Origin of the sequence: Halomonas sp. PA16-9 (assembly GCF_009728585.1) — a bacterium.
Classification (GTDB): Bacteria; Pseudomonadota; Gammaproteobacteria; order Pseudomonadales; family Halomonadaceae; genus Vreelandella; species Vreelandella titanicae.
Genome location: NZ_CP040451.1, coordinates 292,043 through 315,742, shown reverse-complemented (window position 1 = coordinate 315,742; position 23,700 = coordinate 292,043). Strand labels below are relative to the sequence as shown.

The 23,700-nt window shown below is 56.2% G+C and carries 25 protein-coding genes and 2 pseudogenes; 18 read left to right on the top strand and 9 right to left on the bottom strand.

The window, feature by feature from the left end; genetic code table 11:
* Positions 1-4 precede the first annotated feature (4 nt).
* From FDY98_RS01475 to FDY98_RS01465, 3 genes are all read left to right on the top strand, one after another.
* A complete protein-coding gene (locus FDY98_RS01475; RefSeq protein WP_027958189.1) occupies positions 5-1,204 on the top strand; it encodes an iron-containing alcohol dehydrogenase in 1,200 nt (399 codons plus the stop codon).
* A complete protein-coding gene (locus FDY98_RS01470) occupies positions 1,201-2,343 on the top strand; it encodes a mandelate racemase/muconate lactonizing enzyme family protein (RefSeq protein ID WP_027958188.1) in 1,143 nt (380 codons plus the stop codon). The genes FDY98_RS01475 and FDY98_RS01470 overlap by 4 nt, the downstream gene beginning before the upstream one ends.
* 103 nt (positions 2,344-2,446) lie before the next feature.
* The gene (locus FDY98_RS01465) at positions 2,447-3,661 is read left to right on the top strand and encodes an MFS transporter (protein ID WP_027958187.1); all 1,215 of its coding nucleotides are present in this window, start codon (positions 2,447-2,449) and stop codon (positions 3,659-3,661) included.
* A 10-nt stretch (positions 3,662-3,671) separates the two neighbouring features.
* On the opposite strand, the gene FDY98_RS01460 is transcribed toward FDY98_RS01465, so the two are convergent.
* The 4 genes and pseudogenes from FDY98_RS01460 to FDY98_RS01445 all read right to left on the bottom strand — a co-directional run bounded on the left by FDY98_RS01460 (position 3,672) and on the right by FDY98_RS01445 (position 9,476).
* The gene (locus FDY98_RS01460) at positions 3,672-4,454 is read right to left on the bottom strand and encodes a sulfite exporter TauE/SafE family protein (RefSeq protein WP_027958186.1); all 783 of its coding nucleotides are present in this window, start codon (positions 4,452-4,454) and stop codon (positions 3,672-3,674) included.
* A gap of 21 nt (positions 4,455-4,475) precedes the next feature.
* Positions 4,476-6,763, bottom strand: a pseudogene (locus FDY98_RS01455) (ATP-dependent DNA helicase).
* On the bottom strand, positions 6,760-8,451 hold the full coding sequence (locus tag FDY98_RS01450; protein ID WP_027958184.1) for a VRR-NUC domain-containing protein: 1,692 nt from the start codon (positions 8,449-8,451) through the stop codon (positions 6,760-6,762). Before FDY98_RS01450 ends, FDY98_RS01455 begins: the two are co-directional and overlap by 4 nt.
* A gap of 119 nt (positions 8,452-8,570) precedes the next feature.
* Positions 8,571-9,476, bottom strand: coding sequence for a helix-turn-helix domain-containing protein (locus tag FDY98_RS01445; protein WP_027958183.1), 906 nt, complete (start codon positions 9,474-9,476; stop codon positions 8,571-8,573).
* A gap of 344 nt (positions 9,477-9,820) precedes the next feature.
* On the opposite strand from FDY98_RS01445, the gene FDY98_RS26500 reads away from it, so the two are divergent.
* From FDY98_RS26500 to FDY98_RS01415, 10 genes and pseudogenes are all read left to right on the top strand, one after another.
* Positions 9,821-10,267 carry an alcohol dehydrogenase catalytic domain-containing protein gene (locus tag FDY98_RS26500; protein ID WP_340146634.1) on the top strand — a complete coding sequence of 149 codons (447 nt, stop codon included), beginning with the start codon at positions 9,821-9,823 and terminating at the stop codon, positions 10,265-10,267.
* Entirely contained in the window at positions 10,162-10,866 is a 705-nt protein-coding gene (locus tag FDY98_RS01440; RefSeq protein ID WP_340146633.1) for a zinc-binding dehydrogenase, read from the top strand. The genes FDY98_RS26500 and FDY98_RS01440 overlap by 106 nt, the downstream gene beginning before the upstream one ends.
* Before the next feature lie 36 nt (positions 10,867-10,902).
* A complete protein-coding gene (locus tag FDY98_RS01435; protein WP_196518078.1) occupies positions 10,903-12,168 on the top strand; it encodes an extracellular solute-binding protein in 1,266 nt (421 codons plus the stop codon).
* Entirely contained in the window at positions 12,162-12,335 is a 174-nt protein-coding gene (locus FDY98_RS25850; RefSeq protein WP_196518076.1) for a hypothetical protein, read from the top strand. The genes FDY98_RS01435 and FDY98_RS25850 overlap by 7 nt, the downstream gene beginning before the upstream one ends.
* Positions 12,336-12,338: 3 nt before the next feature.
* Positions 12,339-13,235, top strand: coding sequence for a carbohydrate ABC transporter permease (locus FDY98_RS01430; protein ID WP_051430635.1), 897 nt, complete (start codon positions 12,339-12,341; stop codon positions 13,233-13,235).
* Entirely contained in the window at positions 13,232-13,933 is a 702-nt protein-coding gene (locus FDY98_RS01425; RefSeq protein WP_196518074.1) for an ABC transporter permease subunit, read from the top strand. Before FDY98_RS01430 ends, FDY98_RS01425 begins: the two co-directional genes overlap by 4 nt.
* A complete protein-coding gene (locus FDY98_RS26495) occupies positions 13,927-14,061 on the top strand; it encodes a hypothetical protein (protein ID WP_340146632.1) in 135 nt (44 codons plus the stop codon). Before FDY98_RS01425 ends, FDY98_RS26495 begins: the two co-directional genes overlap by 7 nt.
* A 74-nt stretch (positions 14,062-14,135) precedes the next feature.
* On the top strand, positions 14,136-14,288 hold the full coding sequence (locus tag FDY98_RS26490; RefSeq protein ID WP_340146631.1) for an SDR family NAD(P)-dependent oxidoreductase: 153 nt from the start codon (positions 14,136-14,138) through the stop codon (positions 14,286-14,288).
* A gap of 32 nt (positions 14,289-14,320) precedes the next feature.
* The gene (locus FDY98_RS01420; RefSeq protein ID WP_340146630.1) at positions 14,321-14,899 is read left to right on the top strand and encodes an SDR family oxidoreductase; all 579 of its coding nucleotides are present in this window, start codon (positions 14,321-14,323) and stop codon (positions 14,897-14,899) included.
* A gap of 40 nt (positions 14,900-14,939) precedes the next feature.
* Positions 14,940-16,069: pseudogene (locus FDY98_RS01415) on the top strand (ABC transporter ATP-binding protein).
* A 15-nt stretch (positions 16,070-16,084) separates the two neighbouring features.
* Here FDY98_RS01415 and FDY98_RS01410 read toward each other — a convergent pair.
* From FDY98_RS01410 to FDY98_RS01395, 4 genes are all read right to left on the bottom strand, one after another.
* Complete coding sequence (locus FDY98_RS01410) at positions 16,085-16,420, bottom strand: hypothetical protein (RefSeq protein WP_027958176.1); 336 nt, start codon at positions 16,418-16,420, stop codon at positions 16,085-16,087.
* Positions 16,421-16,522: 102 nt separating this feature from the next.
* On the bottom strand, positions 16,523-17,557 hold the full coding sequence (locus FDY98_RS01405) for a histone deacetylase family protein (protein ID WP_027958175.1): 1,035 nt from the start codon (positions 17,555-17,557) through the stop codon (positions 16,523-16,525).
* A 9-nt stretch (positions 17,558-17,566) separates the two neighbouring features.
* Positions 17,567-17,854 (bottom strand): GIY-YIG nuclease family protein, encoded by a 288-nt coding sequence (locus FDY98_RS01400; protein WP_035539369.1) that lies wholly within the window; start codon positions 17,852-17,854, stop codon positions 17,567-17,569.
* Positions 17,855-17,858: 4 nt separating this feature from the next.
* A complete protein-coding gene (locus tag FDY98_RS01395) occupies positions 17,859-18,344 on the bottom strand; it encodes a YchJ family protein (RefSeq protein ID WP_027958173.1) in 486 nt (161 codons plus the stop codon).
* A gap of 185 nt (positions 18,345-18,529) precedes the next feature.
* On the opposite strand from FDY98_RS01395, the gene FDY98_RS01390 reads away from it, so the two are divergent.
* The gene (locus FDY98_RS01390) at positions 18,530-18,841 is read left to right on the top strand and encodes a hypothetical protein (protein ID WP_027958172.1); all 312 of its coding nucleotides are present in this window, start codon (positions 18,530-18,532) and stop codon (positions 18,839-18,841) included.
* A gap of 70 nt (positions 18,842-18,911) precedes the next feature.
* Here FDY98_RS01390 and FDY98_RS01385 read toward each other — a convergent pair whose 3' ends face one another.
* Positions 18,912-19,814, bottom strand: coding sequence for a LysR family transcriptional regulator (locus FDY98_RS01385; protein ID WP_051430636.1), 903 nt, complete (start codon positions 19,812-19,814; stop codon positions 18,912-18,914).
* An 89-nt stretch (positions 19,815-19,903) separates the two neighbouring features.
* Between FDY98_RS01385 and FDY98_RS01380 the strand changes: the two genes are divergently transcribed.
* The 4 genes from FDY98_RS01380 (at position 19,904) to FDY98_RS01365 (ending at position 23,668) form a co-directional block, all read left to right on the top strand.
* Positions 19,904-20,542 (top strand): 4-carboxy-4-hydroxy-2-oxoadipate aldolase/oxaloacetate decarboxylase, encoded by a 639-nt coding sequence (locus FDY98_RS01380; RefSeq protein ID WP_027958171.1) that lies wholly within the window; start codon positions 19,904-19,906, stop codon positions 20,540-20,542.
* A gap of 102 nt (positions 20,543-20,644) precedes the next feature.
* Entirely contained in the window at positions 20,645-21,610 is a 966-nt protein-coding gene (locus FDY98_RS01375; protein WP_027958170.1) for a tripartite tricarboxylate transporter substrate binding protein, read from the top strand.
* An 81-nt stretch (positions 21,611-21,691) separates the two neighbouring features.
* Positions 21,692-22,141, top strand: a complete 450-nt coding sequence (locus FDY98_RS01370; protein ID WP_027958169.1) for a tripartite tricarboxylate transporter TctB family protein — start codon at positions 21,692-21,694, stop codon at positions 22,139-22,141.
* 12 nt (positions 22,142-22,153) lie between these two features.
* Positions 22,154-23,668, top strand: coding sequence for a tripartite tricarboxylate transporter permease (locus tag FDY98_RS01365; RefSeq protein WP_035539371.1), 1,515 nt, complete (start codon positions 22,154-22,156; stop codon positions 23,666-23,668).
* Positions 23,669-23,700: the final 32 nt, after the last annotated feature.

Genomic DNA, 23,700 nt, shown 5'->3' with positions numbered 1-23,700 from the left:
CACCATGTCCCTGAACCATTTTCACACCGGACGTCAGACACCGATCATAGCGGGGCCTGACAGTCTTAAGCAGCTACCCGAGCTTCGCCGCCGCCTGGGAGCCAGCCGTTATATGGTCATCAGTGACCAGGGCCTTGCCGCGACCGGTTTGGTCGATGCACTGGTCGACGATCTGGCTGTTGATGCCGAGGTAGATACCTTCCTGGCACCGGCAGGCGAACCCAGCGTGGCTAGCGCCGATGCGGCCGCGGCGGCGGTACGTGCCCTGACCGGTCGCCCCTTGGTAATAGGGCTGGGCGGCGGCACCGCGTTAGACATCGCCAAGCTGGTCGCAGCCCTAGCAGAAAGCCCTGGTGACATGGAGAACTACCTGCTGGCCATGAACCCTTGGGCAGGGCGTGTACCGGCCGTGATGGTGCCAACTACCTCAGGTACCGGCTCCGAAGTTACGCGCACTTCGATTCTCACCGATACACAGGGACGCAAGCTTTGGGCCTGGGGCGACGAGCTGTTACCCGACGCCGTCCTCCTCGACCCGGCATTAACGCGTAACCTGCCCGCACCACTCACCGCCACCACCGGCCTGGATGCCTTCGTCCACGCGCTGGAGGCCACTACCGGCCAGGGGCGACACGCGTTTATTGAGGCCCCGGCGCTGCAGGCCATCCGCCAAGTAGGCGAGACGCTGCCCATTGCAGTGGCTACTCCGCATGATCTGGAGGCCCGCCAGCGCATGCAGGAGGCTGCTTGCCTAGCGGGCCAGGCCATCGATAATGGTGGCACCGGCATCGCACACAACATCGGTCATGCCCTGGGTAGCTGTTACCACTTACCGCACGGTGTTGCCGTGACGCTGGCTCTGGAAGCGTCATTGGCTTGGTCAGTGACAGGTAATGAAGCACGCTTCACGCCAGCAGCCCATGCCCTGAAAGCCGGCAGCAAAGCCCAAGAATTGCCCAGACTATTCCGTGAGCTCGCTGATCAGGCCGATTTCAATCAAGCTCTTGCCCCCTTTGCTGAGCTGACGTTAAACGCTGAAGCGCTAGCCTCGACCATGCAAAAAGAAGAGAACGCGCCTATGGCCCGCAATGCTGCTCGCCGGCCAACTGGCGATGACTGGCAATGGCTCGCTGAAGCCACGGTGACCGTGTTCGCACGTCGCATCGCCGAGCTTGCCACCCAAAACAGCGAGGTCAGCGCATGAACGTAATCGAGCGCATCGAGATCAGCCAGCACCAATGCGAACTGGATCCACCTTTCCCGGCGGCCTGGGATAGCCAACCCAGGCGCAAGTTTCCGGCTACCATCGTTCGCGTGATCGACAGCGAAGGCCGTGAGGGCATCGGCTCGGGTGATGCCATGTATGGTTTCAGCGACTTCCGGTCGCTATTCCTTGGGCAAGACCCCTTAGTCATCGAACGCCACAGTGCAGTCATTGACAACATCGGTTTTCATGCCGGGCGCTGCTGGCCATTGGAAGTTGCCCTCTGGGACTTGATCGGCAAGATCAAGGCCCAACCGTTATGGCAATTATTGGGCGGCACCTCGTCACGCCTGAAGGCGTACGCCTCCAGCGGCACTCATCGCCCTACCGAGCAGGTCGTCGCCCTCGCCGAGCAGATTCGCGACGCGGGCATCCCCGCCATGAAACTACGCTTCGGTCGTCACCGGCTCGATGATGATCTGGCCGTACTCGCCGCTGTGCGTGATGCCGTGGGACAAGAATTGGATCTGATGGTCGACTGCAACCAGGGCTGGCGGATGCCGTGGGATACCCAGGCACCCTGGGATTTGGCCAAGGCAAGCGAGGTGGCTGAGGAGTTGATTCGCCATAATGTGCTCTGGATGGAGGAGCCGCTCTATCGCGGCGACTACCCCGGCATGCGCGCCCTCAACGACCTGACCGGCGAGCGACTGAAAATCGCCGGTGGCGAGATGACCCGCGAACCCTATGAATTCCGCGAAATGCTGCGACAGCAGTGTCTTGACGTTTACCAACCGGACGCCGTGTGCTCCATCGGCCTTCTCGGCTTATCCAGACTGGCGAAAGAGGTCACCACAGCAGGCAAGTGGTTCACGCCGCATACCTGGGGCAATGGCATCGGCCTTGCCGCCAATCTGCATCTCACCGCAGGAGCGGTTGGCCCAGTTGGCTGCCCTTATCTGGAGTACCCCTTCGACCCACCGGAATGGACACCTGAGGTACGCGACTTTCCGCTGACGACCGCTATCAAACCCGACGCCGAGGGCTGGCTGACGCTCTCTGATGAGCCTGGCCTGGGCATCACGCTTGATGAAGCACGCCTGGCGGCCACCCGCGCTGACCAAGCAACTTGGCAATAGCCATCATTACCGTTTGTGACTGTGCAAAGCTAGTCAAAAAAGAGCCCAGTGAAAGAGTGCAAAACAAACTAGCATGCTAACAAACATGCTACGATATGCGTTTATGCTTTTCACTCTCCCTCCTTCTCTTGGTATGGACAAGACTATTAGCCAATTAACGCATATTAAGGCCGTACTACTGTTTGCCAGCACTATGACCGTGATGTCGGGGGCAATCATCGCGCCTGCACTGCCGGGCATCAGCCGCCATTTTCCCGACCAGCCCCAGGTAGTGATCCAGCTGATTCTGACCCTGCCTGCGCTGATGATTACGCTGTTCAGTCCACTGATGGGCTATCTTGCTGACCGGTTTGGGCGCAAGAAATTGCTGCTGATGATGCTGGGCATCTACGGTTTTGCGGGGGGCGCGGGCTTTTTCATTGATCGCGTGGATCTGCTATTAAGCTCCCGTGCACTGATGGGGATTGCGGTAGCCGGTATTCTCAGTATCAGTACCACGCTGGTGGGGGATTATTTTGACAGCTCCGAACGCGCCCGTTTTTTGGGGCTGCAAAGCAGCTGCATGGCGCTGGGCGGGGTAATCTTTATTAACCTGGGCGGGCTACTTTCCGACTGGAGTTGGCGCGGCCCGTTTTTACTCTATATGACCGGTGTGCTGCTGCTTCCCTATGCCTGGGCGATTCTCCAAGAGCCTCAATCCAGTGATGGTGCCAGCCGCGATACAAGCGATGCGCCGGTAACGGTGGACTACGGGCGTACCTGTCTTGCTTACCTGATCGCCATGATCAGCATGACCATGTTTTATATGTTTCCCGCGCAGCTGCCCTTTCTGCTTTCCCAGCAGGGTCAAGTCAGCGGCGTAGCGATCGGCGTGGCGCTCTCGATGGCAGCCCTGACGGCCAGCATCGTGGCGTTTTGCTATGGTTACTACAAGCCGTTCCTGTCGGTGATGACAATCTATGTGCTCGGCTTTTTCCTGGCGGCAGCCGGTTTTTTGGTGGTGGGCTTCACCCAGAGTTACGCCATGGCAATCGTGGGTGCGGCGATCTCCGGATTTGGCCTTGGCGCCTTCATGCCCAATACCACCACGTGGCTGATGCGGATCACTCCTCAGCGAGTACGGGGCCGGGTGTTTGGCGGTTTTACCTCGACCTTCTTTTTCGGCCAGTTTATCTCCCCGGTGGTGGTCGCCCCGGCGGTGATCTGGCTGGAGTCGTTGCGTAACGTGTTTACCGGCATGGCAGTCGTGTGCGGCCTGCTGGCCGTTGTCCTGATCATTCTAGGCAAGACGACGCTAAAGGCCGACAGCCAGCTTTGAGCATCAGCACTTACGCGGGCGGGTGAACCAACCCCACGACACTGACAAGAATCAGCACCGCGCCCAGCACACGAAAGAACAGCCCGGTGTTCGCTTTAAGCATATAGCGATGGGCTTTCTCGCCCACCAAATGGCCGATAAAGGCACAGGGCAGCAGCCACAGCTGGTGAATTAACTGAAGATCCACGCCTGCAATCAGGAACGAGACCATTTTGATCATCACCAGGATAAACCACAGCACGAACATGGTATCCCGCAGTTGCTCTTTGGCGACGTGAGTGGCGAATACCGCCACAATCAACGGCGCGCCAATCAGAGACGTACCGCTGACATACCCACCAAGCGCCAGCAGCACGTAGTCCACGTACTTGTTCTTGCTTTTGAACGGCTTATTCAATACATAGCCAATGGCATAGATGATCACAATGCCGAAAATGATACTGGTCATGACTTGTGCGGGCAGCGTTAACAGCCCCACTACCCCAATCAGCTTGGGGATGATCATGATTTTCAAGGCTTTGGTTAAATAACCCCAATCGATATTACTCTCTGGCGATGTGGTGCCCACGCCCGCTTGCTGCAGCTGGCGATGCCCACTCCAGGCGATCCAACTGGAGAAAATCAGCAGGTGAATGGCAATAATCGGCAAAAATACCAGTGGCTCGTTGACGACCAAAAGCAGGAAAGGCAGTGCCAGCACGGCACCGCCAAAGCCCAGGCTGGTTCGCACAAAACCGCTCCAGGCAAAAATTAGCCCGATCAGCGCATACTGGTACCAGAGTAGATCTGTCATGGTTCGCGTTAGGATCCTAAGTTAGGGGTGGATATCTCCCAGCGTCCACCAGCGTGGCAATAGCGCACGTACGCTGGCCTGGGCAAAACGATCATCCATTAATACCACAACCCCTTGATCTTCTGGACTGCGAATAACGCGACCTGCGGCCTGCACCACTTTGATCATGCCGGGAATGCGGTAGGTATAGTCGTCACCTTGGCCGAAGCGGGCGGTTAGTCGTGCTTTAAGCGCTTCGTTAAAGTCGTTAAACGGCGGTAGTCCCAAGGTGGCGATAAAGGCTCCGATCAATCGGTCGCCGGGCAGGTCGATGCCTTCTGCAAAGGCACCGCCCAACACCGCAAAGCCGATGCCTTCTCCACCGGGTGCAAAGCGCGCCAGAAATTCCTCGCGCTGCGCTTCCGGCATCCCGCGGGTTTGGCTGAAAACGGGTACTTCCGGGTGCGCCTCGCGAAACCGCGCCAGCGCTGCCTCCAGGTAAGCAAAGCTGCTGAAGAACGCTAAATAGTGGCCTGATTTGCGCTGATACTGCTGCGCCATGGTCGCGACGATAGGATCGATAGAGGCGTCCCGATCCCGAAAACGCGTGGAGATATCCGTGCGTATACGCACCTCTAACTGACACGCGGTAAAGGGCGATGCCACTTCCCGCCATACCGTGTTTTCCGGCAAGCCCAGCAGGTCCCGGTAGTAGTGGGCAGGGTTTAACGTCGCCGAAAACAGCACCACTGAGTGGGCCGCGTTAAACCGTGCGGCCAGAAAATCGGCGGGTATCAGATTGCGTAACCCCAACACCGCCCGACCGCGCCCATAGCGGGTAAGATCACACAGGGAGTGCTCACCAAAGCGCTCCGCCAGGCGGCAGAATGCCAGCGCTTCAAATAACAATTCCTGTAGTTCCAGGCTGGCATCTTCGGGGTGCTCACCCAGGTGGTCAGTGATGGCGGCGCCAACCTGTTGGGCAGCGGTGACTAGCTTGTCGGGCAATACCGTAAGCAGCCGGTAGGCCGGTTTCCTGGGGTCGCCCTCCTCTTCCAGCCCTGCTTCTTTAATCACCGCTTGCCATTGGCGGGACAAACGACCCAGGGGCCGGGAGAGCGCTTTGGGCGCAGCACGGCGAACCCGGTTGAAACGCTGCTGATCGAGCTCGGCGCTGTACATGCCGCGGGCGCGCTCAATCAGATTATGCGCTTCGTCGACCAGCACGCCCGTTCGCCAATCGTTGGCCTGGGCCAAACCGTGCAGCAGGGCGTGGCTATCGAACCAGTGATTGACGTCACCGACGATCACATCCGCCCAGCGCGCCAGCTCCTGGCCGAGATAATAGGGGAAACATCGTGGGCCAACGCCACTTCGCGCAGCGCGTCGCGATCCAGCCATCCCTGATCCACCGCCGCTTGGCGTGCTGCAGGCAGGCGATCGTAAAAGCCGGCGGCCAATGGGCACGACTCGCCGTGGCAGGCGCGATCTGGGTATTCGCAGGCTTTCTCCCGCGCCACCAGTTCCAGCACCCGCAGAGGAAGTGTTTCATCACTAGTGCGCAGTGTAGCCAGGGCATCCAGCGCCAAACGGCGGCCGGGGGTTTTCATGGTCAGAAAGACGATTCTATCAAGCTGCTGGCGGGGCATGGCCGAAAGCATCGGAAGCAGCGTGCCCATGGTTTTACCAATACCGGTGGGCGCCTGGGCGAGCAGGCAGCGCCCGGTGCTGGCAGCTTTGTAAACATCTTCAGCGAGTTCGCGCTGGCCGGGGCGAAACGCAGCATGGGGAAAACGCAGGGTCTGCAGGCCACTATCGCGATCCTGACGGTGAACGGCCTCCTGTTCTGCCCAGGCAAGGAAGCGTTGGCACTGCTCGGCAAAGAACGCATGGAGTTCGTCGGCAGTGGCTTCCTGGCTGATCAGGGTCTCTTTGCCGCTGGCAATATCCAGATAAACCAACGTCAAGGTAATCTGTTCCAGCGCACGCTCAGCACACAGTAACGCGCCGTAGACTTTTACCTGCGCCCAGTGGAGGGCGCGCTGATTATCCGCCATGCGCTCCAGGCTGCCACGGTGGGTTTTGATCTCCTCCAGGCGGTTGGCCGTGGGGTCGAAACCATCGGCGCGGCCGGTAACTATCAGCCCTTCAAACTTCCCCGACAGGGGCAGTTCAGCGAGATAGTCTTCTCCCCGGCGGCTGGTCACCAGCGTATGCCCTTCCATCCCTTCGCGCGCACTGGGCGCCGGGGTAAAGCGGTGATCGAGCCCCCCCTGCCGAGCAGTGAAGTCGCACAGCGCGCGCACTGCCACGCGATAGGTCGCGCTCATGGTTCAGGCTCGTCGCCAGTCGACCAGCTCACGTAACACACCGCCACGGGCATGGCATGGCGGTGAAAAAACGTAAGCCAGCGGCGCTGGTTATCCTGCAGCCGATCGCCGGGGCCTTTGACCTCAATCATCCGATAGCGTGGCTCGCCAACGGGTGCATCGGGCATAAATTGAATTAAATCCGGTAGCCCGGCCCGGTTGGCTTTCAGATCCCCCAGCAACCGCTCAAAGCACAGGCGTAGGTGCACGGCGGGAATGCACGTCAACGCCAGCTCAACCAGCGGTTCATCGACGATCGCCCAGTGCACAAAGGGAGACGCCAGGCCGTGTTTCTCCCTCCAGGTCGAACGAATCACTTCGCGGTAACTGCCGTCCTCCAGACGCGCAAGGCAAGCATCGAAGGCGTCTCGCCGTCGCGCCACGAAGTCCTCACGGTACAAGTCCGCCGGGCCATGGTGAAAGGGGTGGAAGAAGGCCCCCGGCAATGGAGCAAAAATCGCTGGCCAGCAGAGCAAACCAAACAGCCCGGTCAGCAGCGCATTTTCCACGTAGTAGATCGGCGCCCCAGGCTCGCTGAGTACCTCGACCACGGCGCGTTCGACCCACTGCGGCCCAGGCAATGATAAGTCCCAGCGCTCATGAGTGGGTTCGGGGTCGCTCGGCTCAGCAGGCAATTTAAGCCGCCGCCGTAAGCGGGGCAGAATCCGCGCCAGCGCCTGGTGCTCGGTTTCGTTGGGGCTGCTATTAAGGGCTTGGGTCGCCAGCTCAAAGGCCGCGGTGTGTTCGCCTTGGCGCTCCAACACACGTAACTGCCGAATGCGCGCTTCGCTACTGGCGGACTCGCGATACAGTCTCAGCGCTAGCGCTGCGTCTCCGCTACGCTCTGCCTCACGGCCCAACTGGAGCAGTAACCGCGCGCGCCGTGTGGCTAGCCAGCGGTTATCCGCAGGCGGTGGCATTTCAGGGAATAGATCGGCGGGCAGCTCGCCGTCGTCCAGACGTTGGCGCAGACGATGGAGCGCTAAATACGTATCCACTTCATGGCGCGACTGGAAAGCGCGGGACTCTGGCGTGAAGGGCACACTTTCAAAACGCTGGAGGCCAAGCTCGGTTAACACGAACTCGGCCCAGTCCTGGCGCAGGTTGCCAAAGAACATCAGGCGCAGGCGGTCGCAGGTTTCCATGACTGTTAGCCGCAAAACTGGATCGTTTGCCTCGGGCCACCACTGGCATAACCGCTTGGGTTCATTGAGCTGGCTCGCCAGCGTGTCGTAGAGCACGGTTTTAGCGCTTGAGGCGCTCAGCCCGGCAGCGCGTATCTCCGCTACCAACGCCTGGCGCAGTTCGGCCAAGCGTAGCTGGTTAAACAGCTCATCAACGCTAAGCACCGATTCACTATCGACCCAACCTAGCGACATCAAGGGCGCCATGGCGCTGGCACTGTCGCCAACCTCGGCGTAGCTTAATTTGCTGAGCCGAAACAGCTCGCCCTTGCGCATCACCATGCGCACCAGCAGCGCTTGGGAGGCTTGCGGTAAGCTCTCAAACTGTTCAAGAAAAGCGAGCTCGTCTGCCGCGAGCAGATCAGCGTGGCGCTCCCCCACCCAGGCCAAAACGAAGCGGAAGTTCGTTAAGTAATAGAAGGGGTCATCAAGGGAGGCGGTAGGTGTCGCGAAAGCACTGTTCATTTATCCATTGTATCAGTGCGATGCTATTTTGACAGTCTCGCCGTCATTGAGATTAAACAGCACTATGTCAGTTGCCAGTCTGCAAGCTCTGACTACTCAAGCTTAATAACTCGTTACTGTCATTCCTTCGGCACAAGGTCAGCCGTGTTCTGCTGGTACTGCCGTGGCGTCATGCCCTTTAGCTCACGAAAGTGACGGTTGAAATTGGAGAGGTTGTTATAACCAACCTCGAAACATATATCGGCGATGGACTGCTTACCTTCAAGCAACAGCCGACAGGCATGACCAATGCGGATCCTCCTGAGAAAGGCAACGAAGGTGTCGCCGGTGGCATGCTTAAAAAAACGCGAAAAGGTGGAAGGCGTCATGCCGTTATTCTCAGCCATTGTCGACATGCGCAGCCCTTCATGAAAGTGGTCGTGGATATAGAGCAGTATGGCATCGACCTGCTCGGAAGAGGCGCCCTTGGCATCCAGGCCGTACTCTCGACCGGCCAGGGTATGGTATTCGCTTTGCGAGAGCCTGCGCAGAATGGTCAACATGGTCAGTAGCCTGCCAGCATTATCCTGCTCGCCCATCCTGATGAGCAGTTCGGCACAGCGTGCCGCTTCTTCCCCCTTGAACTCCACTCCCAAGGCCGAGTCCTCGATGAGCGTCGACAGGCAGTTGAGCTCCGGGCAGAGCGCCATCATGTGTTCCAGCCACTCGCCCTTGAACTGGAGGACAACGTCACGACCCTTGATCACCGGTTGCACGTCATCGAGCTCGCTAAACCAGGCGTGCGGAATATTCGGTCCCACCAGCACTAAATTACCGGGTTCGAAGCGGCCAATATAATCCCCTACAAAATAATGCCCTGCCGAATAACGGATGAGATGTAACTCATATTCGGGATGGTAATTCCAGCGGGCAATAGGGGCGGGGAAATCATGGCTGTGCCAGTAGAAACTAAATTTCGGATCCTGACTGATGCACTCGAAAACAGGCGCACCAAGAGGAGTATCGTTGAGATGCGAAGTAATCATAGTTTATCAGTGCCTCTTTCAGCTATCAGCGATGTCTGGATAAGACGCCCATGCCTGATCTCTTACTATCCTGAATTAAAGTGAGCCGTTGGCCTTTATACTTTGGTCACAAAAAGCCTTTCGTCTTTCCAACAGCACCACCCAGGCATTATGGAAAGTGCCATTTAAAACAGACCATTACCTACCACGCTAAGAAAGCCTGCAAAAAAGTATCAGTCCCAAGCAAATTATAGCCTAGCGGTTTTTCCACATGGCGCGTAGATTTGTTTCAAGCCTGAAGCGAGGTTAACTAGACCAAAAAAAGGCCGGTTCTCGCCCTTTAAATACAATTCGAGAATAGCGTCATGAAAGCAAAAGCTCTGGTGCTGGAGAAGAAACGCGAGCTGTCGTTACGAGAGATCGAGCTCCCTGACCAGCTCGGCCCGGAGGACGTTCGCGTGCGCATCCATACCGTCGGCATCTGCGGTAGCGACGTGCATTACTATACCCACGGCCAGATCGGCCCCTTTGTAGTCCGTGAGCCAATGGTACTCGGCCATGAAGCATCCGGTGTAGTGACTGACGTCGGCCGAAACGTAAGCCATCTTCATGTGGGCGATCGGGTGTGCATGGAGCCTGGTATACCCAACCCCAGCTCGCGCGCCGCCAAACTAGGCGTCTACAACGTCGACCCGAGCGTAAGGTTTTGGGCCACGCCACCCGTGCACGGTTGTCTGACGCCCAAGTCATCCACCCAGCAGCATTCACCTTCGCACTTCCCGATTCGGTGTCCTTTGCCGAAGGCGCCATGATTGAGCCGTTCGCGATCGGCATGCAGGCGGTCATTAAAGCGCGCATGCAGCCAGGCGATATCTGCGTCGTGACCGGCGCAGGGCCGATCGGCCTGATGGTTGCCCTGGCCGCGCTTGCGGGCGGCGCCAGCGAGGTGCTGGTCTCCGACTTGGTTGAGGAAAAGCTGGCAATCGCGGCTCGTTATAAGGGCATCACGACTGTCAATGTTTCGCGGCACTCCTTGCGAGAAGCCGTCGACAGGTGTTGCGGCCACGAGTGGGGTGTCGATGTGGTATTCGAGGCCAGTGGTAGCCCCAAAGTCTACGACGACATCTTGGCCTGCGCCCGACCTGCCGGCACGATCGTGCTGGTTGGTATGCCTGTCGAGCCGGTCACCTTCGATATCGTGTCGGCGCAAGCCAAGGAACTGCACATCGAGACCGTGTTCCGCTACGCCAACGTTTACGACCGGGCGATCGACCTGATCGCTTCGGGTAAGGTAGACCTCAAACCATTGATTACCGAGACCTTTGATTTCGAACACAGTATCGATGCGTTCGAGCGTGCCGCAAGCGCACGGCCCAATGATGTCAAGCTGCAGATCACGCTTGATACCTAACCCCGCCAGACCTGAACCCAAGAGAGGAAAACAACAATGACCCAGTTCAAGCGTCGCGACATATTAAAAGGAATGGGTGGACTCGCCAGCCTGTCGTTGATGGGCGCAGGCCCACTGCGCACGGCCCTGGCCCAAGGCATGGCCAGCGATGAGGCCTGGAAGCAAGCCAGTGGCACCACCATCCAATTCATCTCCGAGAACACGCCGCCGACCACCGCCATCGCCGCCAACCTGGCGTCTTTCCAGGAACTCACCGGCATCACTGTCAACATCACCGAAATGCAGTTGGGTGCCTTGGTACAGAAAGTTGCGTTGGACTTCGGCGCTGGGCGCAGCGCCTTCGATGTGATCTATGCTGATCCTTACCAAGTACTCGCGCCATATCATCGTGGCCTAGTGGATCTCAATACCTTCATCAACGACGACCAGCAGCTGGTCGTGCCCCAGGGCATCGAGGACTTCATCCCCTCGCAACTGGCCGCCGCGGGCCGTTTCAAAGACAGTGAAAGCCTGTACACCCTGCCCTACGACTGCCCGACGATGATCTGGATCTACCGGCGTGACCTGTTCGAAAAATACCACGACCAGATGCAACAGGATCTCGGCTTCGACCCGACCCCCTCGGACAGCACCACCTGGGAGCAGTACTACCAGATCGCCGAGTGGTTTAGCCAAGGCAACGCCAGCGAGGTTCAGTACGGAACCGGTCATCAGGCTCAGCAGTACGATTCACTGATGTGCGACTTCTCCAACGTGCTGTTCGCCTACGGCGGCGATTACTTTGCCAACGGCCAGCAGGTCGGCCTACTCGGCACCGACTCCCCTGGCGCCTGCCAACTGACCAGCGAGCCCGCGCTGGAAGCTGCGCGCTTCTATCAGAAGCTGCTCAAGGTCGCCCACCCCGGCAGCACCAGTTGGGATTGGACTGGTGTCGCCAACGCATTCCAGAACGGCGAGTTCGCGATGATGCCAGAGTGGCACGAGTTCGCCGGCTCGCTGGAAAGCTCTCAGCTACAAGGCAAAATCGGCTACGCCCCGCTGCCCAAGGGGCCAGCACGCAGCGCCAACCTGTGGGGCGGCACCGGGATCGGCATTAACGCCAACGCCTCGGCCGAAAAGCAGAAAGCGGCCTGGCTATTCCTAGTCTGGGCGACCTCACCACAGACCCAACTGATGGGGCTAAGAAGCGAGGTCGGTGGCGGCACACCGACACGCCAATCGGTTTACGACATGCCTGAGGTCAAGGCCGCCAGCACCCCACCCACCGACATGCCAACATGCTCACGGCGGACACCATGCTGACCGCCTGGCAGGACGACCACATCGGTCTGAGGCCCAAGATCGCCCAGTGGAACGAGGTCGACACGGTCATCTTCACCGAGCTTTCCAAGATGTTGGCGGGGCAAATGTCCCCCGAGGAAACCATGCAGAGCGCCAAGCAGCGCATCGATCGCATCGTTGGGGCGTAACCCATGGCGCTGACGACCGGAAAACCCTCGGCGCGGCGACAGGGATTCGAGCTGGCGATGATGTCGCCAGCGCTTTTTCTGCTCGCCCTGATCACGCTGGTCCCGTTCTTCTCGATCATCTGGATGAGCTTCAACGACGTCAGCCTGATGGGCGGACTGGCCTTCGAGTTCTCGGGCCTCGATAACTGGCAGCGGGTGTTCACGGACCCGGACATCCGCTCCAGTTGGCTGATCAGCCTGGTCTATTTCCTGGCCACGGTGGGCCTGGAAATGGTCATCGGCACCGTGATGGCGCTGCTGGTTTATAGCCTAACGCGGGGCAGCAACATCATCATCTCGCTGCTGTTGATCCCGATGTTCATCGCCCCGGTGATCGTCGGGCTACTGGGGCGTTTCATGCTCGACCCCAGTCATGGCCTGTATGCCTGGCTGCTCAATGAAAGCGGTCTGTTCGACGGCAACATCCTGGGCAGCGTAGGCTCCGCGATGGTCGCAGTCATCCTCATGGATGTCTGGGAATGGACGCCGCTGGTCGCGCTGATCGTCCTGGCGGGGCTTGCTTCAGTACCCGAGGACACCCTGGAAGCGGCCGAGATGGACGGCGCCAAGTACGGCCAGAAACTTCTCTATATCATCCTGCCGTCTATCTCCAATATCCTGCTGGTGGCGCTGCTCATCCGCGCCATGGACGCGATTCGCTTCTTCGCGATCATCTTCATCACCACCAACGGCGGGCCCGCGGATTCCACCAAGATCATCCCCATTAGGCTCTACGACATCGCCTTTCGTTTTTTTGATCTGGGCTATGCCGCCGCCGTGGGCATCACCATGCTGGTGTTCTCGATCATGGTGGCTACAGCGTTTACGAAACTGCTCAAACGCCAGGAGACGAGTTCATGAATACCTCCAAACGCTGGCTGCCCCACACGTTAAAAATCGCTCTGTTAACGCTCCTGCTGTTATGGACGCTGATACCGATTATCTGGATGGTGCTGTCCTCTTTCAAGTCGAACGACATCATCACCGCCGGTACGCCGCGAGTCTTCTTTACCCCTACCCTGGAGCATTACACCTCGTTGTTCAGCAGCGGCAACAGCCTCTGGCCTTACCTGCTCAACAGCCTGTTCATCGCTGGGGTCTCGACGCTGATCGCCGTAGTGCTCGGCTGTATGGCCGGCTTCGGGCTGTCGCGGATAAGAATCAAGGGCAAGCAGCATCTGGCCTTCTGGATCATCAGCACCCGTATGGCGCCGATCGCCGCAGTTATCGTGCCGCTGTACCTGCTGTTCCGTTACCTCTACCTACTCGACACCCACGCCGGCCTGATCGTCGCCTACCTGAGTTTCAACCTGCCCTTCGCCATCTGGCTGATGACCGCATTCTTCGACGACCTGCCACCTGACCTGGAGGAAGCGGCGATGATCGACGGTGCCACCAAGCTCCAGGCGTTCCGCTACGTCGTGCTGCCACTGATGACCCCTGGGCTGGTGACCACCGCTATCCTGTGCTTCATCTTCGCCTGGAACGATTACGCCTTCGCCAAACGTTTTCCGGGCCCAGCACGCAGACCATTCCCATTGCCGCGGCGCAGTTGCTGACCCAGACCGGCATCGATTGGGGCAAGCTGCTGGCGATCGGTACCATCGTGGTCTGCCCAATGGCGATCGCCGGCCTGCTGGTCAAGCGCTGGCTGGTCCAAGGGCTGACCCTGGGCGCGGTGAAATGACTGGCCCTAAGACAACGGATCTACGGTAAAGGCCCCGACAATAACGGCTCTACAATAAAAACAGGGAGAAAACCATGAACGTGATGTCACAGTTCGATCTCAGCGGCAAGGTCGCCATCGTCACCGGCGGCAATGGCGGGCTCGGTGAGGCATTCGCCCATGCGCTGGCCGAGGCCGGTGCCCAGGTCGCCATCGCCGCCCGGGGCACGCGCGCAGCCTGGAAGTAGTAAAGGCCCTGCAGGACGCCGGGCATCGCGCCATGGCGGTGGAAGTCGACATTACCCAACCCGAAGCGGCTGACACCCTGCTCGACGAGGTCGAGGCCACCCTCGGCCCGGTCGATATCTTCCTCAACAACGCCGGCGCCTGCCAGCACGCGCCGGCGCTGGATGTCACCCCGGAGCGCTGGCAGGACATCTTCAATATCAACGTCCACGGGCTCTGGTACTGCGCCCAGGCCGCCGGACGGCGGATGCAGTCGCGCGGCGGCGTGATCATCAACATTGGCTCGATCTCGGCGATGATCGTCAACCGCCCACAGATGCAGCCCGCCTACAACGCCTCCAAGGCCGCGGTGCATCAATTGACCAAGTCGCTAGCCGCGGAGTGGGCCCCCTACGGCATTCGCGTCAACGCGCTGGCTCCCGGCTACGTCAAGACCAGCATGGCGCCGGTCGACGACCCCAGGTTCAAGCCACGCTGGATCGATGACGCGCCCATGCAGCGCGCCGCCACTCCCGAAGAACTCGGTCCCACCATCGTCTACATGGCCAGTAATGCATCGAGTTTCATGACCGGCTCCATCGTCGTGGTGGATGGCGGCTACACCCTCTGGTAACCACAATTCGAGTATCCGCCCGACCCGCAAGGAACCCGACATGGCAACGCTACAACTCAACAATATCGTCAAAGACTTCGGCGGCACCCAAGTCATCAAGGGGGTCAATTTAGAGGTCAAAGACCGCGAATTCGTGGTCTTCGTCGGGCCTTCGGGCTGCGGCAAGTCGACCTTGATGCGGATGATCGCCGGGCTCGAGAGCGCCACCAGTGGCGACATCTCGATCGATGGCAAGCGCATCAACGACGTTGGCCCGGCCGACCGTGGCCTGGCGATGGTCTTCCAGAGCTACGCGCTTTACCCGCATATGACCGTCGAGGACAACATGGGCTTTAGCCTGCGCCTAGCCAAGGTGCCCAAGGCCGAGCGTCGCGAGAAAGTCCTCGCCGCCGCGCGCATCCTGCAACTCGAAGAACTTCTCGACCGCAAGCCCCGTGCGCTGTCCGGCGGCCAGCGCCAGCGCGTGGCGATCGGCCGGGCAATCGTGCGCAACCCAAGCATTTTCCTATTCGACGAGCCGCTCTCGAATCTCGACGCGGCGCTGCGCGTACAGATGCGCATTGAGCTGGCGCGGCTGCACGAGGAGCTCGACGCGACGATGATCTACGTCACCCATGACCAGATCGAGGCCATGACCATGGCCGATAAGATTGTTGTGCTACAGGGCGGTGTAGTCGAGCAGATCGGTTCGCCGATGGCACTCTACCACCACCCGCGCAACCGCTTCGTGGCCGGCTTCATAGGCTCGCCGAAGATGAATTTCCTGGATATCGAGGTTCGTGGGGCTGACACCGAGGGGGTCGATGTGGTGCTGCCTGGCGGCGATTGTCGAATACCGGTGGAGGGCAACGGTGTCAGCAGCGGCGACATGCTGACGCTGGGCGTCCGCCCAGAGCACCTCACGCTTGATGATCAGGGCCGCTGACGGGTAACATTTTGGTCATTGAGCGCCTTGGCGGAGCGACCACCCTGTATCTAGAGAACGCTGACAGCCAATGGACATTGGTAGCCGACGGCGATGTCGCTCACAGGGTGCACGATCAAGTACGCTTTTCCTTCGATCCGGCCTGCGCACACCTTTTCAATGGCAGCGGCGAGGCACTGCCACACCGGCACCGCCATCCACTGGTCGCCATTGACCGTAAGGAAAACCGTGCACCGTCAGCCTGAAGATTTCTACTGGCCCTACCCCACCCGGTGCTGCTTAAGCACGGTGAGGCTTCGCTCTTCTTCACTTTGCGGTTGGGAAGGCGCTTGGCGGGTACCGGCCAGCACGTACCACTCCGCCTCACTCAGATAACTTTCGCACCAGTGGCCAAGGGCGACGGCGCTCTCTTCGCGACTAGAGTCGCCGCAGCGGTAGTCGTTAGCCAGATGGAGGAGATCTTGACGGGCGGTACGCGCACGGGCGTTGCCACCGTGCACTTTTACCAGCGGGCAGCGTCGGTCATAGGCGGCGTTGGTTAACGCATTAAGCCAACGCTCCAATTCATGTGCCTGAATTCCACCATACACTGCCACGCTTGAGCTCCCTGCCCCGTTGAAAGGGCAATAGCCTGCCCGATTTAGGGGCCGCTGTCACGGTTAACCTTTACCCTTGTTTAGATGCAGTTCCAGACCGTTTTATAGCGCCTGTTCAAAACCTTGTAACACGTTGACTACATTGACACCTATTTCATCTACAGCATAGCCCCCTTCCATCAGAAACACGCTGGGTAAGCCTACTTGGGCCAGGCGCTCACCTAACGCTGTGAAATCTGCGCTGGTAAAGGTGAAGGCACTTATGGGGTCACCTTCGAAGATATCGACCCCTAACGATACGATCAGGCATTCACACTCCGCGGCTTTAATTTGCGCCAAGGCTAGCTCAAGTGTGGCCATCCACCTGGTAACGCTGGTGCCCGGAGGCAACGGGTAATTGACGTTAAAGCCCTTGCCTTGCCCTTCGCCGTTTTCATCGGCGTAGCCCAAATAGTAAGGAAATGTGACTTCAGGGTCGCCGTGCAGTGAGATAAACAGCACATCATCACGCTTGTAGAAAATCTGCTGGGTGCCGTTGCCGTGGTGAAAGTCGACATCAAGAATGGCGACCCGACGTTTGCCTGCATCCAGCGCTCGCTGGGCGGCAATGGCGGCATTGTTAAAGAAGCAGTAACCGCCAAACTGATCAAACGCGGCGTGGTGCCCTGGCGGCCGGCATAAACCAAAACTGGGTTCGCCGGTTTGTAGCGTATGTTCTAGCGCGCCTAACGCCACGTCTTTACTCGCCATGGCGGCTTCAAAGGTGCCTGCTGAGATCGATGTTTCCGCCGCCAGCGCGTAGTAGCCTAGCTGACCGCTAACCGATCGCGGGATGCGGTCACCACGCATGGTTCGTGCGGGCCAAATATTGGGAATCGCCTCCCCCTCATGCCCAGCCGCCCGCCACTCTTGCCAACAGTTGGCTAGAAACGTTACGTACTCTTTGTCATGCACCGCTAATACGGGGGCTAACCCATAAGCGCTAGGGGTACGAATATCGCCAAGCCCGGACTGGTGAAGATGCTTTAGCACTAGATCAAGGCGTTCGGGGCACTCAAACGGAGTCACCAAAGCGCCATCGTGCAACTCCGTGCGCGCTTGGCGCAAACGGCTATCCTCTGAGTAAAATGTCAGCATTGCGGCTCCTTAATCGGCCTCTAACTGGATAGGCCACTGCTTGGCCCAGCGACGTTTTTGGCTGGCTGTTTGTTGCTTCAACTGGTATTCAGCACGGCTTGCAGCGGCGCGATCATTAAAAGGTTCGGCACCCAGTAGCGCAACGGGCGGATTCGCACGGGTATAACGCGCCCCTTTGCCGGTGCAGTGTGCTTGATAGCGCTTCGCCAGATTATTGGTAATGCCCGTATAGGTACCGCGCTGGCACTCCAGCAAATAGAGATACCACTGTGGTTCGGTATTCAGCGGCTGGGTCATACGCCTATCCACCGCAACAACGCTTTAATTTACGCCCACTACCACATAAGCACGGATCGTTTCGGCCGGGCTTTAAGCGGCTAAGCGTGGGTGTCCCATCAATATACCACCAGCGCTGCTGCTCTTTAACAAAGCGAGATACCTCTTCTAACACATGCCAGCGTTTTTTTGCCCCGCCCTGTTCACGCCCGCGTTCATAAAAACAGGCTTTAAAATGGACATAACCGGTATCTTCGAGCGGCGGTTCTGCGGCAACAATGGAAAGGGATTTCCACTCGGCTTCAGGGTCAGGTGTAAGCTCTCCAGGCCGAGTGGAGGGGTGCCATGTTGCCAACAGGTAATCGGTAAGCCCTAACACAAAGGCCGCATAGCGCGAGCGCATCAAGGCTTCAGGCGTGGGGGCAGGCTCGCCTTGATGATAACGGCCACAGCACTTATCAAGCGTTAAAGAGCTACCACAGGGGCAACTTGGATCAGTTGTGGAGGTCATAGAAAAGCTCGTTAGTCACATCTTTTATAGCCTAACCGATACGTCCTATGCGCGTCGCCCAGCGTGTATGACTATTGTTTCGATATTTGTGCGGTGTTAGGTATATAGTGGTAGGGCAATACATTCAGACGATGGGGTACGAATCACGATCGATCATTCTTTCCAAAATTTTTGGAGGTTCTCCTATGAAGGTCTTTAAACCGGAATGGCAGTGCACGTTTAGCGTAAACGAAGGCGCGGAAGAATCAGCAACTTGGAAAGAGAGAATCGCGTGGCGACTCAGGGGAGTTGCGGATCGGCTGGAAGGTGGCGGGCGCACGGTAAAAATCGATTACCGAGTGACGCCAGCGGTAAGCCAACAGGAAGTCGACACTTGCTTAGGCAAGGGCTTCGAAGTAACTCAGCGCCTGTTGACGCAGTTAGCCCAACAGCAGGCGTGCGAAGATGTGATGCGCCATGCAAAAGCTGAGTTGTTTGAAGAACACCCTCAGCACTGAAAAAGCGACATGGTATGAAAGCACTACAAAAATCCCACCCCTTTAACCGGGTGGGATTTTTTTTGGGTGGTCACTGTATTTCCTCTTGCGCTTTACTGATTAGCATACGAATGAAGCTATCTAATAGTGGGTTCGCTTCCCCTTTACGCAAGACAGCCACCAACGTGGTACTGATTTCAATATCATCGACAGGGAGAAAGACGACATCTCGTCGATTATTGGGTGTAATTGAACTACTTACCAGAGTGCCACCCAAACCGGCGCCTACTAATGCCAATGCAGTATGTATTTCAATCGCGTCATGAGTAACAACGGGCCGTATACCACGCTCTTCAAGATGTGAAAGAATTTTCTGCCCAAAAGGGCTCCGCGAATCCTTGGGATAGAGCACAAAGGGGAGTTCCTTGAAAGCACTTATCGGAAAAGAGTCATGCCTTGCAAGTGGATGATCAATCGGTAAGGCAGCCATGAAAGGATCGTTGATAATGACTTCATAGTGCATGTCAGCATGGCGCTCAAAGGCTCCAATAAACCGAGAAATACCCACATCGATGCGATGCTGTCTTAGCCGCTCTTCTTGATATTCCGATAGTACTTCAACGAGATCGAGGTGAACCTCCGGATACTGAAGCCTGTAATTTTTAATGACGCTTGGCAGCAGAGAAAACAGGGTTGAGCGAATAAAACCTATGCCTAGCCATCCTCCGCTTCCGCTGGCAACTTGTCCTGATTCTTGCTCTAGCCGTGAGGCCTGAGTTAGCAGCTCTTTTGCACGAGGATAAAAAAATTTCCCAAGCGAAGTGAGTTGCATGGGCCGTGTTGCACGATCAAATAGTTCGCCCCCCAAGGTTTGTTCCAGTAGGGCGATCTGGGCGCTGATAGCGGTTGGCGCTACGAATAGCCGCTTAGCAGCAGCGCTACCACCTCCTGCCTCGACTACTTCACAGAAATAGCGTATCTGTCGTAGATTCATTTTTTATGGACTTGTATGCAAAATTTACTGATTTATTAAAGATAATAAATATATGATAGTGCTTCTGAGGTCAACTCAGGAGCATAATAATGATAAATAAAAAACTCGCATCACAACTCAGTCAATTTGGCAGTGCTTCCATCTATGAAGCCCAAGGGGCCACTGGAGCACTCGACAGCGGCATCAAGCCGCTCACGCATACTATGCAGGTTTTTGGGCCTGCATTTACCGTCGACATCCGTCCTGGCGACAATCTCATGCTGCATTACGCCCTACTGCATATTCAGCCGGGTGATGTGTTGGTAGTGGATGCAAAACGCTTTATGGAAGCAGGCCCATGGGGCGACATCCTCACAGTGCAAGCTATCAGTAAAGGCGTCGCAGGCCTCATCATGAATGGTGCTGTTAGAGACGCTCAGGCGATTAAATCTCTCGGTTTTCCGGTGTTCTGTCGCGGTTTAAGCATCAAAGGCACAGCCAAAAAACAGTCAGGCAGAATTAATGTTCCCATTTGTATTGGTGATACGGTTATTAATCCCGGTGACTATATATTTGGCGATGAAGATGGCGTAGTAGCAGTACCTCAACAAGACCTTTCAGCGGTTCTTACAGCCACTCAAGAGCGCGAAGATATCGAAGCAACATATCGAGAAAAAATAAAGCAAGGGAGCAACACCGTCGATTTAATGGGGTTGAGAGAAACAATAAAACAACTTGACCTAAACTAAAAACCAACAACACAGCTAAAAAAACGCTTAAACACAAGCAGCCCTTAGCTAGACTCCAATAAATATAAACCAGCACTTATAAACAACAAAAGTGAGAAAACCATGCGAACTCTAAAAGCTATTAGCCTCCTTTCCTGCATTTCACTTTCAGCAATGTTGGCCACCTCTTCATGGGCGGACACCTATCCAGAACGACCGATTTCCACCATTATTTCCTTTGGGGCCGGTGGCAATACGGATGTTGGTGCACGAATCCTATTTCCGGCAGTAGAGCGTGAGCTAGGGGTACCGCTCAATATAATCAACCGCCCTGGCGGTGGAGGGTGGGTAGGTTGGACGCAATTGCTCAATGCATCTAATGATGGCTATACTCTGGGCTATATAAACACTCCCAATCTGATCACCGGCTATATGGATCCACAATATAGTCGAAACATTGACCTTGATGACTTTGAGCTTATTGCAAACCATGTCACTGATTACGGCGTCATTTCAATCAATAAAGATGAGACACGCTTTAGCAATATAGAAGAGTTGGTTAGTTATGCACAGTCCAACATGTTGACAGCTTCAACCACCGGGGCGAACGGTGATGATCATATTGCGATGTTAAAGATGAATCATCATTACAATACGCAATTTGTACCTGTTCACACCACAGGCACAGCGGAGCAGCGCGCAGCAATTCTAGGTGGCCATGTAGATGTGAATTTCTCGAACGTGGGTGATACCAATATCGCGCATCGCAATGGGGACTTAAAAATAATTGCGGTTATGGCACCTGAACGCTCAGAGTTTATTCCAGACGTTCCAACCCTTGAAGAGCTTGGTTATTCAGGTGTGATCTCTTGGTCGGCCCGGGGCATTGCAGCCCCCAAAGGAATTGATCCGGTTCAGTTGGAGCAATTACAGGAAGCTTTCGTAAAGGGCATGCAAGACCCTGAACATCTAGCCAAGATGGAAGAAATGGGCCTAATGGTTGATATCCGTACCGGAGACGCCTATCGAGAAATGTTGGAAGAGGAAGAGCAAGGCGTTCGCTCCCTGGAAAACTTGCTTGGCTGGTAATCATCACTGGTCGTGATATCGATGAATATCACGACCAGAACCTTATTTACACAGCGTCTACAACAATAAAACAGGTGCTTTATGAAAGCGTTACACTCCGATGCGTTAATCGGCCTGGCTATGCTGGTCTTCTCAATTATATTTTATAGCCTATCTGCTCAGATGCCTTCTGATCCAGCGATATTTCCTAAACTTATCCTCACTACATTGATAGTATTCTCGCTATTCATTACTTGGTCAGGTATCGCTAAAACACGCGCAGCAAAAAAACAAGGGATTAAACACACACCCATTTTTAAGCATATTCGTGGCCCAATCGTTACGTTTATCGCTCTTTGTCTTTATATAGTTTTAATCAACACTCTCGGTTTTTTTGCGGCTAGTTCGATCATCGCCATTTTCTTCATGATTTATTTTGGCGTGAGGTCGTACATTCAAGTGTTGTTAGTACTCTTCATCATGAACACTTTCATTTATCTGCTCTTTGTTTGGCAGCTACGCATCGCACTTCCCACGGGTTTATTGCTGTAAAGGAGAGGGATTATGGCTATTGATACGACCTTATTATTGTCAGTTCTCGCACAGTTAGCCTCTCCAGATGTGTTGCTAATGCTTTGTGTGGGCGTCTTCGGCGGTATATTTCTCGGCGCTTTACCTGGATTGAGCGCGACGATGGGTATTGCGCTATTGATTCCTGTCACTTTCGGCATGCAGCCAGTCGCCGCCATGGTATTGCTTTCCGCTATCTATGCATCCGCCGTTTATGGGGGATCCATTACGGCGATCTTGATCCATACGCCAGGTACGCCCGCGTCAGCAGCCACGGCAATGGATGGCTACCAAATGACACTGCGTGGCGAGGGACTGAAAGCACTGGGAACATCCACGATTTGCTCAGTGATCGGAGGTGTCGTTAGTGTCGTGGCCTTACTACTGCTGGCACCGCCATTGGCACAGATTTCATTACGCTTCAGTGCACCTGAGTATTTTCTGATCGCTATATTTGGTTTGACCATCATTGGCAGCCTTTCCAGTGGCGCGATGGTAAAAGGACTATCCGCGGGGCTGCTGGGCCTGCTCATCAGCCTAGTCGGCGTGGATGTGATGACCGCCTATCCACGCTTTACCTTTGGAGTTGCAGAGCTGGAGAATGGCATTTCGTTGATTCCCGCCATGATTGGTCTCTTCTCTATTTCTCAGGTCATGATTCAAGCAGAAAAGCTCCATGGAGCCGATAACCTTTCATCCCAAACACCAACGTTGAGTGGCCATCTCTTTCCTAGTCGGGAAGAGTGGCGAAAACTTCGCCGCACTGTTTCTCGCTCCTCGATCATCGGTGTGGTGGTGGGCGCATTACCGGGGGCAGGGGGCGATGTCGCCTCTTGGGTGGCTTACAATGAAGCCAAACGTAATGCGAAAAATCCCGATAACTTTGGCAAGGGCGAGATTGAAGGGTTGGCTGCGGCTGAAACAGCCAATAATGCGGTAACAGGCGGTGCAATGATTCCATTATTGACGCTCGGGATTCCAGGTAGTGCCGCTACAGCCGTTATGCTTGGTGGTCTTTACATCCATGGTTTACAGCCTGGGCATGAGCTATTTACCGTTAATGCCCATATCGTCTATGCCATTATCGTGGGACTGCTATTAGCCAATATATTGATGGGTATTGTAGGCTTGGCGCTGGCAAGGCAGGTCGTCAAGGTGGCTACGGTACCTTTTGCCATCCTCGCACCTATCATTGTGATTCTCTCGGTTGTAGGTTCCTACACCATCAACAATAGTATGTTCGATGTTTACGTCATGGCGGCGTTTGGACTGCTGGGCTACCTGATGAGAAAAACGGATTTTCCGACAGCCGCCATTGTGCTTGCCATGATTTTAGGAGCTATGGCTGAGATTGGATTCCGGCAGTCACTGGTCATGTCCAAAGGCAATATGCTGGGCTACTATTTTGATCGGCCATTTTCACTGCTCATTATGGGTTTGATCCTGCTGGCATTGGTATCACCGCTAATTGTGCGCTGGAAACGACAAAAATCTCAGCAGGCCATTTAGGCGTTGTAGACAAACCAACAATAAGCCATGGC

Bases quoted from the DNA above. Each gene is read 5' to 3' on its own strand.
- FDY98_RS01460 (WP_027958186.1), bottom strand. From the start codon at position 4,454: ATGACAGATCTACTCTGGTACCAGTATGCGCTGATCGGGCTAATTTTT.
- FDY98_RS01370 (WP_027958169.1), top strand. From the start codon at position 21,692: ATGAAAGCGTTACACTCCGATGCGTTAATCGGCCTGGCTATGCTGGTC.
- FDY98_RS01365 (WP_035539371.1), top strand. From the start codon at position 22,154: ATGGCTATTGATACGACCTTATTATTGTCAGTTCTCGCACAGTTAGCC.
- FDY98_RS01420 (WP_340146630.1), top strand. From the start codon at position 14,321: ATGGCGGTGGAAGTCGACATTACCCAACCCGAAGCGGCTGACACCCTG.
- FDY98_RS01465 (WP_027958187.1), top strand. From the start codon at position 2,447: ATGCTTTTCACTCTCCCTCCTTCTCTTGGTATGGACAAGACTATTAGC.
- FDY98_RS26490 (WP_340146631.1), top strand. From the start codon at position 14,136: ATGAACGTGATGTCACAGTTCGATCTCAGCGGCAAGGTCGCCATCGTC.
- FDY98_RS01385 (WP_051430636.1), bottom strand. From the start codon at position 19,814: ATGAATCTACGACAGATACGCTATTTCTGTGAAGTAGTCGAGGCAGGA.
- FDY98_RS01395 (WP_027958173.1), bottom strand. From the start codon at position 18,344: ATGACCTCCACAACTGATCCAAGTTGCCCCTGTGGTAGCTCTTTAACG.
- FDY98_RS01435 (WP_196518078.1), top strand. From the start codon at position 10,903: ATGACCCAGTTCAAGCGTCGCGACATATTAAAAGGAATGGGTGGACTC.
- FDY98_RS25850 (WP_196518076.1), top strand. From the start codon at position 12,162: ATGCTGACCGCCTGGCAGGACGACCACATCGGTCTGAGGCCCAAGATC.
- FDY98_RS01400 (WP_035539369.1), bottom strand. From the start codon at position 17,854: ATGACCCAGCCGCTGAATACCGAACCACAGTGGTATCTCTATTTGCTG.
- FDY98_RS01470 (WP_027958188.1), top strand. From the start codon at position 1,201: ATGAACGTAATCGAGCGCATCGAGATCAGCCAGCACCAATGCGAACTG.
- FDY98_RS01390 (WP_027958172.1), top strand. From the start codon at position 18,530: ATGAAGGTCTTTAAACCGGAATGGCAGTGCACGTTTAGCGTAAACGAA.
- FDY98_RS01445 (WP_027958183.1), bottom strand. From the start codon at position 9,476: ATGATTACTTCGCATCTCAACGATACTCCTCTTGGTGCGCCTGTTTTC.
- FDY98_RS01425 (WP_196518074.1), top strand. From the start codon at position 13,232: ATGAATACCTCCAAACGCTGGCTGCCCCACACGTTAAAAATCGCTCTG.
- FDY98_RS01375 (WP_027958170.1), top strand. From the start codon at position 20,645: ATGCGAACTCTAAAAGCTATTAGCCTCCTTTCCTGCATTTCACTTTCA.
- FDY98_RS01475 (WP_027958189.1), top strand. From the start codon at position 5: ATGTCCCTGAACCATTTTCACACCGGACGTCAGACACCGATCATAGCG.
- FDY98_RS01405 (WP_027958175.1), bottom strand. From the start codon at position 17,557: ATGCTGACATTTTACTCAGAGGATAGCCGTTTGCGCCAAGCGCGCACG.
- FDY98_RS26500 (WP_340146634.1), top strand. From the start codon at position 9,821: ATGAAAGCAAAAGCTCTGGTGCTGGAGAAGAAACGCGAGCTGTCGTTA.
- FDY98_RS01380 (WP_027958171.1), top strand. From the start codon at position 19,904: ATGATAAATAAAAAACTCGCATCACAACTCAGTCAATTTGGCAGTGCT.
- FDY98_RS01430 (WP_051430635.1), top strand. From the start codon at position 12,339: ATGGCGCTGACGACCGGAAAACCCTCGGCGCGGCGACAGGGATTCGAG.
- FDY98_RS01450 (WP_027958184.1), bottom strand. From the start codon at position 8,451: ATGAACAGTGCTTTCGCGACACCTACCGCCTCCCTTGATGACCCCTTC.